Annotated in this window: 10 protein-coding genes; 9 read left to right on the plus strand and 1 reads right to left on the minus strand. The window is 61.8% G+C overall.

What is annotated here, in order from left to right; all coding sequences use genetic code 11:
- Positions 1-19 precede the first annotated feature (19 nt).
- The 5 genes from GA0061100_RS23080 (at position 20) to GA0061100_RS23100 (ending at position 5,194) form a co-directional block, all read left to right on the plus strand.
- Positions 20-1,546 (plus strand): ABC transporter substrate-binding protein, encoded by a 1,527-nt coding sequence (locus GA0061100_RS23080; protein WP_075855061.1) that lies wholly within the window; start codon positions 20-22, stop codon positions 1,544-1,546.
- Between the two features lie 87 nt (positions 1,547-1,633).
- Positions 1,634-2,575, plus strand: coding sequence for an ABC transporter permease (locus GA0061100_RS23085; protein ID WP_075855062.1), 942 nt, complete (start codon positions 1,634-1,636; stop codon positions 2,573-2,575).
- Positions 2,575-3,453, plus strand: a complete 879-nt coding sequence (locus GA0061100_RS23090) for an ABC transporter permease (protein ID WP_075855063.1) — start codon at positions 2,575-2,577, stop codon at positions 3,451-3,453. The genes GA0061100_RS23085 and GA0061100_RS23090 overlap by 1 nt, the downstream gene beginning before the upstream one ends.
- Positions 3,454-4,662, plus strand: coding sequence for an amidohydrolase/deacetylase family metallohydrolase (locus GA0061100_RS23095; RefSeq protein ID WP_075855064.1), 1,209 nt, complete (start codon positions 3,454-3,456; stop codon positions 4,660-4,662).
- Positions 4,663-4,681: 19 nt separating this feature from the next.
- Positions 4,682-5,194 (plus strand): RidA family protein, encoded by a 513-nt coding sequence (locus GA0061100_RS23100; RefSeq protein ID WP_425298699.1) that lies wholly within the window; start codon positions 4,682-4,684, stop codon positions 5,192-5,194.
- 67 nt (positions 5,195-5,261) lie between these two features.
- Here the strand turns inward: GA0061100_RS23100 and GA0061100_RS23105 are convergent, their stop codons facing one another.
- Positions 5,262-6,095 carry an IclR family transcriptional regulator gene (locus GA0061100_RS23105; RefSeq protein WP_075855066.1) on the minus strand — a complete coding sequence of 278 codons (834 nt, stop codon included), beginning with the start codon at positions 6,093-6,095 and terminating at the stop codon, positions 5,262-5,264.
- Between the two features lie 96 nt (positions 6,096-6,191).
- On the opposite strand from GA0061100_RS23105, the gene GA0061100_RS23110 reads away from it, so the two are divergent.
- The 4 genes from GA0061100_RS23110 (at position 6,192) to GA0061100_RS23125 (ending at position 12,173) form a co-directional block, all read left to right on the plus strand.
- Positions 6,192-7,388 carry an aminotransferase class V-fold PLP-dependent enzyme gene (locus tag GA0061100_RS23110; RefSeq protein WP_075855067.1) on the plus strand — a complete coding sequence of 399 codons (1,197 nt, stop codon included), beginning with the start codon at positions 6,192-6,194 and terminating at the stop codon, positions 7,386-7,388.
- A 33-nt stretch (positions 7,389-7,421) separates the two neighbouring features.
- Positions 7,422-9,254, plus strand: coding sequence for an ABC transporter ATP-binding protein (locus GA0061100_RS23115; RefSeq protein ID WP_075855068.1), 1,833 nt, complete (start codon positions 7,422-7,424; stop codon positions 9,252-9,254).
- A gap of 158 nt (positions 9,255-9,412) precedes the next feature.
- The gene (locus GA0061100_RS23120; RefSeq protein WP_075855069.1) at positions 9,413-10,405 is read left to right on the plus strand and encodes a LacI family DNA-binding transcriptional regulator; all 993 of its coding nucleotides are present in this window, start codon (positions 9,413-9,415) and stop codon (positions 10,403-10,405) included.
- On the plus strand, positions 10,395-12,173 hold the full coding sequence (locus tag GA0061100_RS23125) for an adenine deaminase (protein ID WP_075855070.1): 1,779 nt from the start codon (positions 10,395-10,397) through the stop codon (positions 12,171-12,173). Before GA0061100_RS23120 ends, GA0061100_RS23125 begins: the two co-directional genes overlap by 11 nt.
- Positions 12,174-12,212: the final 39 nt, after the last annotated feature.

Here is a 12,212-nt window from a genome sequence, read left to right on the forward strand (position 1 = left end):
CATAATTGGGAGAATATCGATGAAGCTAAGTGCCGGCTTGCTGATAGCAGCTGCCTTGATTGCAACCCCCTCGCTATTGATGGCCCAGGAAAAAGGTGGCGTCATCAACGTCGCGACGATCGGCGAGCCGCCGACGCTCGATCCAATGACCTCCACGGCCGATCTCGTCGGCATCGTCACGCAGCACATCTTCGAAACGCTCTACACCTTCGATAAGGGCTGGAACGTCACGCCGCTGCTGGCCGACAGCCTGCCCGAGATCAGCGCCGACGGCAAAACCTATACGATCAAGCTCAGAACCGGCATCAAGTTCCACGACGGCAGCGTCATGACGTCCAACGACGTGGTCGCCTCGCTCAACCGCTGGATCAAGCTCGCCTCGCGCGGCAAGCAGGCGGGCGGCTTCATCGAATCGATCACCGCCCAGGACCCGGCGACCGTCGTCATCAAGCTGAAGCAACCCTATGCCCCCTTGACCTCGCTGCTTGCCTTCAACAACTCAGCCGCCATCATCATCCCGGCCAGCAAGCAGGCGGATACGATGACCGACTTCATCGGCACCGGTCCCTACATGCTGAAGGAGCGCAAGCCCGACCAGTATATCCAGCTGGTGCGTTTTGACGGCTACAAGCCGCGCGATGGCGAAAGCAACGGTTACGGCGGCGCCCGCCACCAATATCTCGACGAAATCCGCTTCGTACCGGTTCCCGACGCCAATACCCGCGTCGAGGCGGCCATTTCCGGTCAGTACGACTACATCGACAGTCTTCCGGTCGAATCCTTCGACAAGCTGAAGTCGTCATCGGCGACCCAGCCGCTGCTCCTGAAGCCATTCGGCTATCCGGTCTTCGTCTTCAATACCGCCGACGGCATCACGAAGAATATCGCGATCCGCAAGGCGATCCGTCAGGCGCTCAGCATGGAAGATATGCTGGCGGCCGCCTTCGGCAGCACGAATTTCTATACGGTTGACGGCAACATGTACCCTGCCCCCTATACCTGGAGCACGGATGCGGGCGTCAAGGGCAACTACAACATCGCCGATCCGGAAGGCGCGGCGGCGGCCGCCAAGGCTGCAGGCTACAAGGGCGAACCGATCCGCATCCTGACCAGCCGCCAGTACGAGTTCCATTACAAAATGGCGCAGGTCGCGGCCGAATATCTGAAACAGGCGGGCTTCCAGGTCGATCTTCAGGTGGTCGACTGGGCAACGCTCACCCAGCGCCGCACCGACAAGGCGCTCTGGGACATCTATATCAGCCACAGTCCCTTCCTGCCGGAACCAGCGCTGATCGGCACGCTGTCGCCAAGCTCTCCCGGCTGGTGGACCACGCCGACGAGCAAGGCAGCAATTGACGCATTCAACACCGAGGTCGATCCCAAGAAGCGTATCGAGCTCTGGGCGAACGTTCAAAAGACCATCTATGACGAAGCTCCCATGATGAAGATCGGCGACTTCAACGCCGTTGCGGCGATCTCCACCAAGCTTCAAGGCGTCGACCCGGCGCCATGGCCCTACTTCTGGAACGCATCGATCAAGAAATAAGCCTCCCAAGGCGCTCGGGCGCCGGTTACGGCCGGCGCCTGTTCCCGAGATTCGAAAAGAAGCGGAACCGCTCCAGGGACCGACCCAATGATACGCTACATCCTTCAACGCCTTGCCGGCATGATCGTCGTGATGTTTCTCGTCGTCACGATCGTCTTCGTGATCGTGCGCGTGACACCGGGCGATCCGGCCGCCGTCATGCTCGGTCCGGATGCGACCGCGCAGGATATTGCCGAACTCCGTACCCGGCTTGGCCTCGACCAGTCCATCCTCGTCCAGTACGCATTTTACGTCGGTCAACTGCTGAAGGGGGATCTTGGCCAGTCGATCTTCCTCAACATTCCGGTCGGCTCCGCCCTTCTCGAACGGGCCGAGCCAACCTTCTTCCTGACGCTGTTCTCGCTTCTGATCGCCAGTGTCATCGCGCTGCCGATCGGCATCTATGCCGCCTATCGGCGTGGATCGTTCGTCGACCAGGCCTCGATGGCAATCGGCATGCTGGCGGCAAGCATTCCTAGCTTCTGGCTCGGTCTTATCCTGATGCAGTTCTTCGCCGTGCGCCTGGGGATGTTCCCGGTTTCCGGCTATGGCGGACCGGGTGCAAGCTTCATGGATCGCATGTATCATCTGACGCTGCCGGCCGTAGCACTCGGCCTCGTCTCCTCGGCGCTGATCCTGCGCTTCACCCGTGCATCGATGCTCGACGTGCTCGGAGACGACTATATCCGCACCGCTCGCGCAAAGGGGCTTATCGAGCGACGCGTGGTCCTCAAGCACGCGCTGAAGAACGCGTTGATCCCCATTCTCACCGTCCTCGGGCTGACCGCCGCTGTGCTGATTTCCGGCGCGGTCGTCACCGAGACTGTCTTTGGCCTACCGGGTGTCGGAAGCCTCGTCGTCTCCGCGGTGCTGCGCCGCGATTATCCGGTGATCCAGGGAGCCCTGCTCGTCATCGCAGGCCTCTACGTCCTGATCAATTTTGCGATCGACATGCTCTACCTGCTGGTTGATCCGAGGGTACGCTACTGATGGCCGATATCGCAACCGATACATCAAAGCGGGCATCGAGCGAGCGAAGCAAGTTCCTTCGCCGGCTTCTGAAGCGGAAGACGGTCGCCGCCGGCCTCATCGTGCTGACGATCTTCGTGCTTCTTGCCGTCCTCGCGCCTTGGATAGCGCCCTACTCGCCCTCGAAACTTTCGATCGTCAACAGGCTGAAGCCGCCGAGTGGGGTTTACTGGTTCGGCACCGACGAGTTCGGTCGCGATGTCTTTTCCCGCACCATCTATGCTGGCCGGCTGTCGCTCCTCGTCGGAGCGGCCGTGGTGGCATTGTCGGCAGCGATCGGCGTCACGCTCGGCCTGCTCGCCGGCTTCTTCCAGAGGCTCGATACACCGATCGCCCGTCTGATCGATGCGATGATGGCATTTCCTGACATCCTGCTTGCCATCGCGCTGGTTGCGGCCCTCGGGCCGTCGCTGACGACGGTCATCGTCGCGCTGTCAATCGTGTACGCACCGCGGCTGGCCCGCATCGTCCGCGCCTCGACACTCGTCATCCGCGAGCTGCCTTACGTGGAGGCGGCCAAGGCTCTCGGCATCTCGACGTTTCACATCATGACGCGGCATGTGCTTAGAAACCTCCTGTCGCCGATCCTGGTGCAAGGCTCCTTCCTCTTCGCTAGCGCCATGCTCGCCGAAGCCGGGCTCTCATTCCTCAGCCTTGGCGTCAGCCCGGAAATTCCGACCTGGGGAACCATGATCGCCGCCGGCCGCCAATATATCGGCCAGGCCGACTGGATGACCTATTTCCCCGGCTTTGCCATCATTCTTTCCGTGCTCTCGTTGCAAATGGTTGGCGACGGCCTGCGGGACATGCTCGATCCAAGACTTCGAAAGGACCTGTAAATGACCGGTGAAAAAGCGGGCAAGCCGCTCCTCCTCACCAATGTGAAACCCATGGCCTTCGGCGGTGACGCGGCCGCGGGGGTCATCGATATCCTCATCGGCGCCGACGGCAAGATCGCCGCCTTCGGCCCTCAACTTGCCGCGCCCGGCGATGTCGAACGCGTCGATGGCAAGGGCGCCTGGATTTCTCCCGGCTGGGTCGACCTGCACGTCCATATCTGGCATGGCGGCACTGACATTTCGATCCGCCCGTCCGAATGCGGCGCCGAGCGCGGCGTCACGACGCTTGTCGATGCGGGTTCGGCCGGCGAAGCCAATTTTCATGGATTCCGCGAATATATCATCGAACCCTCCAGGGAGCGCATCAAGGCCTTCCTCAATCTCGGTTCGATCGGCCTCGTTGCCTGCAATCGCGTTCCCGAACTGCGAGATATCAAGGATATCGACCTCGACCGCATCCTCGAATGCTATGCTGAGAACAGCGAGCACATCGTCGGCATCAAGGTGCGCGCCAGCCATGTGATCACCGGCTCCTGGGGAGTAACACCCGTCAAGCTCGGCAAGAAGATCGCCAAGATCCTGAAGGTGCCGATGATGGTGCATGTCGGCGAGCCGCCGGCGCTCTATGACGAAGTGCTCGAAATCCTCGGACCGGGCGATGTCGTCACCCACTGCTTCAACGGCAAGGCCGGTTCGAGCATCATGGAGGACGAGGATCTCTACAATCTTGCCGAACGCTGCGCCGGCGAAGGCATCCGGCTCGATATCGGCCATGGAGGCGCATCCTTCTCCTTCAAGGTCGCCGAAGCGGCGATCAAGCGCGGCCTGCTGCCCTATTCGATCTCGACCGACCTGCACGGCCATTCGATGAACTTCCCGGTCTGGGATCTCGCAACCACCATGTCCAAGCTGCTCTCGGTCGGCATGCCATTCGACAAGGTCGTGGACGCCGTCACCCATGCGCCGGCCTCGGTCATCAAGCTTTCGATGGACAACCGGCTGTCGGTCGGCGAGCGCGCCGACTTCACCATCTTCGACCTGGTGGATGCGGATCTCGAAGCCACCGATTCAAACGGCGACGTCTCGCGCCTGAGCAAGCTGTTCGAGCCGCGTTACGCGGTGATCGGTGCGGAGGCGATTACCGCCAGCCGCTACATACCGCGCGCCCGCAAGCTCGTCCGCCACAGCCACGGTTATTCGTGGCGCTAATCGAAACACCAAGGATCGCATAGCAGGAGCATACGTGAACACGTCCCCAACACAGGCCGCTTCAGCAGCGCAAACACCTTACCAGCGACTGGCTGCGCTCGGGATCGAGCTTCCACCGCCGCCGCCGCCGATCGCCAACTTCGTGACCCATGTCCGCGAAGGCAACGTGCTCTATCTGTCGGGCCAGGGCCCGCGGGAGCTGGACGGCCATCTTCATTCCGGCAAGGTCGGAGGTGACGTCGGTGTTGATCGGGCCTATCAGCACGCGCGGCTGACGGGCATCAACCTTCTTGCCGTCATGCACGGAGCGCTTGGCGACCTCTCCCGGGTCAAACGGGTGGTGAAGCTGCTCGGCATGGTCAATGCCGTGCCGCATTTCGAGGACCATCCGAGCGTCATCAACGGCTGCTCGGACCTCTTCATCGAGGTCTTCGGCGAAGCAGGCCAGCATGCCCGTTCGGCCGTCGGTTTCGGCTCGCTGCCCGGCAACATCACGGTCGAAATCGAAGCGATCGTATCGCTCAACGACTAGTTTTTACGCAATTCCGGACGCAAAACCGCGTCACACTTTTGCTGGAATTGCTCTAAGGAGGACGAATTCAGTGGTTGCGCCAGCCCATCAGCTTTTCGATCCGCTCGGCAGCCGCGCGCACCTGCTCGCCATAATGGTTGCCGTCGGAAACGACTTTCTGTTCGGGCAGCACGATCGAAATGGTCGCGACACATTGGCCGTCCCGGTCAACGACCGGCGAGGCGATGCACGCAACCGCATAATCGGACTCCGCCACTTGAACCGACAAGCGCTCCTCAAACGCCTTGCCCGCAGCATCGGAAAGCACGCGGGCATCGACCTCGGCCCGACCGGTCGGCGAGGTGCGAGCACAGCGCTTGAAAAGTTCGATCCTCTCGTCTTCCGGCAAGTGGCCGACCAGCAGTCGGCCAGAGGCCGTCCAGTTGAGCGGCACGCGGGTTCCGACCCGAGAGGCAACCTGGAAATGACTTGGTCCGTCCGCCATCGCCAGCACCAGCATATTGTCGCCGTCGCGGCCGCAGACTTGTACGGTCTCGCTCGCCTGCCGGCAAAGGTCATGCATTTCGCGGGTGGCGACACTCATGAAATCCAGCGACCGGGCATAGGCGAGACCGTAATGATAAAGACGCGCGCCGAGCCAGACGGAACCGTCGGCATTGCGGCCGAGCATGTTCTTTTCGACCAGATCATCGATGATGACATAGACGGTCGAAAGAGGCGCCTTGATCGCCTTGGCAATCGCATAGGCTCCAGCCGGTGCGCCGGTTTCGTAGAGATAATCGATCACCTGCAGCGCGCGGTCGATGCCGCTTACGCGCGAGCGGCGTACGCCTTTGGCTTCCGTTTCCCCCGTGGAATCAACGTCTTCAGGGGGTGCGGCGGGTAGGGTCTTGGCGTCCAAATCAACGCTCCTCACGAGATTTCGAGAAGCTATTACATTACTATGGTATAGCTGTCGATGGCAATCGGCAGTCAGTCGTCACTTTGGAGAGATAGAATGTCCGATGATATCCGCAGCAAGATCGGCCTGAGGCCCGTCATCAACGTATCAGGCACCATGACCAGCCTCGGCGCGTCGATCGTCGTGCCCGAAGCCGTTGCGGCAATGGCGGCGATCCTGCCGCAATTCGTTGAAGTCAACGACCTGCAGCGCAAGGCAAGCGCCATCATCGCGCGGCTGACAGGCGGCGAGGCGGGCTTCGTGACGGCGTCCTGCTCCTCGGGCATCAGCCTCGCCGTCGCCGGCGCCATCACCGGCAACAACCTGCTTGCCATAGAGAAGCTGCCTGATGTCACCCCGGACAAGAACGAAGTTATCGTGCAGATGGGCCATGTGGTGAGCTATGGCGCGCCGGTAGATCAGGCAATCCGCCTTGCCGGCGGCAAGGTCGTCCTGATCGGCCAGGCGACGTCGACCCATCGCTTCCACATGGAAAACGCCATCACCGAGAAAACGGCGGCAGCCGTCTATGTGGTATCCCATCATGTGGTCAACTACGGCCTGCTGCACCTCACCGAATTCGTCGAGATTGCCCATGCCAAGGGCGTGCCCGTCATCGTCGATGCGGCTTCGGAATATGACCTGAAGCTCTTCCTGGCGCAGGGCGCCGACATCGTGCTCTATTCCGGCCATAAGTTCCTCGGCGGCCCGACCTCCGGCATCGTCGCCGGCAAGAAGGAGCTGGTGCGCAACGCCTTCCTGCAGAATATGGGCATCGGGCGCGGCATGAAGGTCGGCAAGGAAAGCGTCTATGGCACCATGGCGGCGCTGGAGGCCTGGGAAAAGCGCGACCACGCCGGCATCCGCGAACGCGAGACCGGCTATCTGAACCTGTGGAAGCGGACCCTGGACGGCCGCCCCGGCGTCACCGCGTTGATCGAGCCCGATCCCACCAACAACCCGCTCGACCGCATGCGGGTCATCATCTCGGCGCCCGAGGCGCATATCAGCGCTTGGGATCTCGCAGCAGCACTCAGCCGCGGCAACCCGCCTGTCATCGTCCGGGACCATGAGGTGGAACACCATTATTTCTATCTCGACCCGTGCAACCTGCACCCCGGCCAGGAGACGATCGTCGCGACCCGGCTTGCCGAAGAACTCGACAAGGCGCGCGCCTCCAACGAGATCATCGCGACGCCGATCGAGAACCGCAGCAGGCATCGCTTCGACGGCGTGCTGAACTGGCCAGACTAAAGCTGTGGTAGGGATCGCAAGAAGGAAACGAGCATGAGCATGTCGCAGGCAAAGGCCGCGGGAGCCGCCGAACCTATCCTCTCCGTCGAGAACCTCACCACCTCATTCCTGTTGGATGGCGCATGGAAACCTGTCGTGCGCAATGTTTCCTTCTCGGTCGCGCCGGGCGAGACGGTGGCGATCGTCGGCGAGAGCGGTTCAGGCAAGAGCGTCACCTCGCTCTCGATCATGCGACTGCTGCAAAGCGATTCAAGCCGCATCGAAGGCAGGATCATGCTCGGAGGGCGTGACCTGCTTTCGCTCCCCGAGCATGAGATGCGCAAGGTACGCGGCAACGATGTGTCGATGATTTTCCAGGAGCCGATGACTTCTCTCAATCCGCTCTTCACTATCGGCGACCAGATTTCCGAAGCCTTGCTCTGCCACAAGGATATGTCGGCGGCGGACGCCAAGGCCGAGACGATCCGGCTCCTGGAGAAAGTCCGCATCCCGTCGGCCGCCTCGCGTTTCGACGAATATCCGCACCGCTTTTCCGGCGGCATGCGCCAGCGCGTCATGATCGCCATGGCGCTCGCTTCGAAGCCGAAACTGCTGATCGCCGACGAGCCGACGACGGCGCTCGACGTCACGATCCAGGGACAGATCCTCGATCTCATCAAGATGCTGCAGGACGAGGAAGGAACCTCCGTCCTGTTCATCACGCATGACATGGGCGTGGTCGCCGAGATCGCCGATCGCACTGTTGTCATGTATCGCGGCGAGCAGGTGGAGACAGGCGCGACGGCGGACATTTTCCACCGCGGCCAGCATCCCTATACCCGCGCTCTGCTGTCGGCCGTGCCCGTGCTTGGCTCGATGCAGGCCTATGAGCGGCCGCTCCGCTTTCCGATCGTCAATACAAAGACGGGAGAGTCCGATACGCCTGTCGAGGTGCCGGATACGGTAGCAACGGAAAAGCCGGTGCTGCAGGTAAAGAACCTCATCAAACGCTTCGACATCCATTCGGGCCTCTTCGGGAAGCTCAGAGGCCGCGTGCATGCGGTCGAAGACGTCTCGTTCGATCTCTTTGCCGGCGAAACATTATCGCTTGTCGGCGAATCCGGTTGCGGCAAATCGACGACGGGGCGCGCCATCATGCGGCTGATCGAGCCGCAATCCGGCTCCGTCATCGTCGACGGCCGCAACGTGCTCTCGCTTGGCAAACGTGACATGCGCGAGATGCGCAAATCCGTGCAGATGATCTTCCAGGACCCCTTCGCTTCGCTCAACCCGCGCATGACCGTCGGCCAGGCGATCGCCGAACCCTATCTCGAACACAGGATGGGTACGGCAAGGGAAGCTCGGGACGTGGTCGCCGACATGCTGCATAAGGTGGGGCTGACGCCTGACATGGCCAGCCGCTATCCGCACGAGTTCTCTGGCGGTCAACGCCAGCGCATCTGCATCGCCCGCGCGTTGGCATTGCAGCCGAAGGTGATCGTCGCCGACGAGAGCGTGTCCGCGCTCGACGTGTCGATCAAGGCGCAGGTCATCAACCTGATGCTCGACCTGCAGCAGAGCCTGAACCTCTCATTCCTCTTCATCTCCCACGACATGGCCGTGGTCGAGCGTGTCAGCCATCGCGTCGCCGTCATGTATCTCGGCGAAATCGTCGAGATTGGTCCGCGTGCCGCCGTCTTCGGCAATCCGCAGCACGATTACACGAAGAAGCTGATGGCGGCCGTTCCGGTACCGGACCCCGACCGCAGGCGCGAAAAGCGCATGGCAGCCGGCGACGAATTGAAGAGCCCGATCCGGCCGGTCGATTACCTGGTCAAGCCGCGCGAGTATCGAACGGTCTCTCCCAATCATCTGGTCGCGGTCTGACGCCTCACTCCGATCGGCCTGACGCCCTTCGTCATCCGTAAATTGAGCAGTCGCCAATACGGCAGACCGTGCTTCATCCGCGCGCCGCAAAGATACTCTTGCAAAAGCACGTTGCTTTGATTAATCGTTTAATCAAGGAAACCAGAGCGGACTCTTGAATGAGCCAGGCACGCCCCTCTTCCATTCGCGAAATCGCAACCAAGCTGGGTGTCTCCACGGCAACGGTCTCGAATGCCCTGCGCGGCACGGGGCGGGTATCATCAGGCCTTGCGGAGCAAATTCGGCTGGAAGCAGACAGGCTCGGCTATGTGCCTGACCATACGGCACGCGCGCTGCGCACCGGCAAGAGCAATACGGTCGGCCTGCTGGTTCCGAACATCGGGCAACCTCTGTTTCCTGCCTTTGCCCAGGCCATCGAGCGGGCAGCCAAACGGCGCGGCCTTGCCGTCTTGATCGGCGACAGTCAGGGCGATCCGCAACAGCAGGACTTCGAAATCAGAAACATGGTCGCCCGCGGCGTCGATGCGCTGATCGTGATACCGACGCGCGGCACGACCATTACGCAGGCGGATGTTCCGATTGCCGTCATCGACAGCGCCGCCACAACAGGCAATATCGCTGCCAGCGATCATCGCGAGGGCGGGCGCCTGATTGCCCGCCATCTGCTCGCGCTTGGTCATGAGAGGCTTCTTATCCTCGCCGGTCCTGAAAATTCGCTGGTGGCGCGCGAGCGCGTCGAAGGCATGTGCGAAGTCTTCCGCCAGGCCGGGGTCGAACCGGCATTGCAACACAGCGATGCGACTTTCGAAGCAGGCAGCATCCTCGGCCGCGAGCTCGATCTGCGGCATTTTACGGCCTGTGCCGCCGCCTATGACGCCCTCGCCATCGGCTTTGCTATCGCCGTCAAGGAAAGGGGCTGCAGCATTCCGGAAGACATGTCGCTCACCGGTTTCGATGATCTGATGTGGGCGCAAATCGTCTCTCCGCCGCTCACGACAGTCCGGCAGGACCTGGAAGCGGTCGCGAACCACGCGCTCGCCTTCGTTGCCGGGGAAACCGGGACCAGCGGAATATTCCCGACGAAACTTGTCGTGCGGCAGTCGACCGCTCGCCCATCCGCATTTGCCAAGGGAGGCAAACATGCCGAATGAACCCCAAGATATCAATTCGTCCGAACTGCGCGATCGTGCCGTGCGGGCGGCACTGGGGCTTGAGCCGTTCGATGCGCTGATTACCGGCGGAACGTTGGTCGATGTCGCGACCTCGGAGATGAGGCCGGCCGACATCGGCCTTGTCGGTCCCTTGATCGCGAGCGTTCATCCCTCCGGCACCAGGAGCGACGCAAAGCAGATCGTCGATGCCTCGGGACGATTCATCACGCCCGGATTCATCGACACGCATATGCATGTCGAAAGCTCGATGGTGACACCAAGGCGATATGCCGAAACGGTCGTTCCCCAGGGTACGACGACGGTCTGCTGGGACCCGCATGAAATCGGCAACGTCGCCGGCCTCGACGGTATCAGATGGGCACTTGAGGAAACACGGCAATTGCCGCTGCGTTTCCTGACATTGGCGCCGTCCTGCGTCCCTTCGGCGCCCGGTCTCGAGCTTGCGGGCGCGGAATTCCGCTCCGGCGAAATGGCAACCATGCTGAGCTGGCCGGACATTTCCGGCGTCGCCGAAGTGATGAACATGCGCGGCGTCCTTGAGCGCAGCGAGCCGATGCGCGGCATCGTCGAAGCCGGACTTGCAAGCGGCAAGCGTGTCTGCGGCCATGCCCGCGGCCTCGAAGGCGCGGAATTGCAAGCCTTCGCATCCGCAGGCATCCAATCCGATCACGAGCTCACCTCGGGCGAGGACCTGCTTGCGAAATTGCGAGCCGGCTTTACCGTCGAGTTGCGCGGCTCCCATGATTATGTCCTGCCGAGTGTGATCGAGGCGCTGAAAAAACTGCCGCATCTGCCGCAAACACTGACGATCTGCACCGATGACGTTTTCCCTGACGACCTCGTAAACGACGGCGCGATGTCATCCGTCCTCAGGCGTCTGATCGGCTATGGTATGAAGCCGATCGATGCGGTGCGAGCCGCCACGCTCAATGCCGCCATGTGGCTGAACCGCTACGATCTGGGGCTGGTCGCGCCCGGTCGCCGTGCAGACATCGTCATCCTCTCCGATCTGGAAAAGATCGTGGTTGACCGCGTCTATGCATCCGGGCGCGAAGTTGCCAGAGACGGGCACCTTACTGGAAGCAGCAGGAGCGTGGCTTCGGATGCCTATCGCGACACCGTAAAGCTAGAACGGCTTTCTGCCGCCGACTTCGCGATCAAACTGCCGGGCGCGACCGAGGTACGCGTCAACACCGTCGTCAGTCCGCGCTTCACGAAATGGGGAGAGGCGGTCGTCAAGGTGGACGGCGGCAAGCTCGTACTGCCTGACAATACGCTCCTGATGGCCGTCATCCACAGGCACGGAAGGAAGGACCCGACACCCGTCATCGGCATCCTCGAAGACTGGGGTCATTGGCGTGGCGCCCTGGCGACGACGATTTCGCATGACAGCCATAACCTCACCGTCTTCGGCCGCGATCCCGCCGATATGGCTGCGGCGGCCAATGCCGTCATCGAGGCCGGCGGCGGCATGGCGACGGCAGCCGACGGCAAGGTCACGGCCGTCCTCCGCCTGCCCGTCTGCGGATTGCTGTCGGATGCGCCTGCAACAGCGGTGGCCGACGATTTCGCCAGGCTGCGCGCGGCAGCCGATTCGATCGCCGACTGGATGCCGCCCATTCGCACCTTCAAGGCAGTCGTCGGGGCAAGCCTTGCCTGCAACCCCGGCCCGCACGTCACCGATCTCGGACTGACCGACGGAACCACCCAGGAAATCAGACCGCTTCTGGCTACAAGCCAAAATTGAGGTCACCTGCCAAACGGCAGCATTTGCCGACTTAGGAGA

The organism is Martinezella hainanensis, from assembly GCF_900094555.1.
Classification (GTDB): Bacteria; Pseudomonadota; Alphaproteobacteria; order Rhizobiales; family Rhizobiaceae; genus Rhizobium; species Rhizobium hainanense.

Excerpts from the sequence above, each read along its gene's own strand:
- GA0061100_RS23080 (WP_075855061.1), top strand. The coding sequence starts at position 20 with ATGAAGCTAAGTGCCGGCTTGCTGATAGCAGCTGCCTTGATTGCAACC.
- GA0061100_RS23085 (WP_075855062.1), top strand. The coding sequence starts at position 1,634 with ATGATACGCTACATCCTTCAACGCCTTGCCGGCATGATCGTCGTGATG.
- GA0061100_RS23090 (WP_075855063.1), top strand. The coding sequence starts at position 2,575 with ATGGCCGATATCGCAACCGATACATCAAAGCGGGCATCGAGCGAGCGA.
- GA0061100_RS23095 (WP_075855064.1), top strand. The coding sequence starts at position 3,454 with ATGACCGGTGAAAAAGCGGGCAAGCCGCTCCTCCTCACCAATGTGAAA.
- GA0061100_RS23110 (WP_075855067.1), top strand. The coding sequence starts at position 6,192 with ATGTCCGATGATATCCGCAGCAAGATCGGCCTGAGGCCCGTCATCAAC.
- GA0061100_RS23115 (WP_075855068.1), top strand. The coding sequence starts at position 7,422 with ATGAGCATGTCGCAGGCAAAGGCCGCGGGAGCCGCCGAACCTATCCTC.
- GA0061100_RS23120 (WP_075855069.1), top strand. The coding sequence starts at position 9,413 with ATGAGCCAGGCACGCCCCTCTTCCATTCGCGAAATCGCAACCAAGCTG.
- GA0061100_RS23125 (WP_075855070.1), top strand. The coding sequence starts at position 10,395 with ATGCCGAATGAACCCCAAGATATCAATTCGTCCGAACTGCGCGATCGT.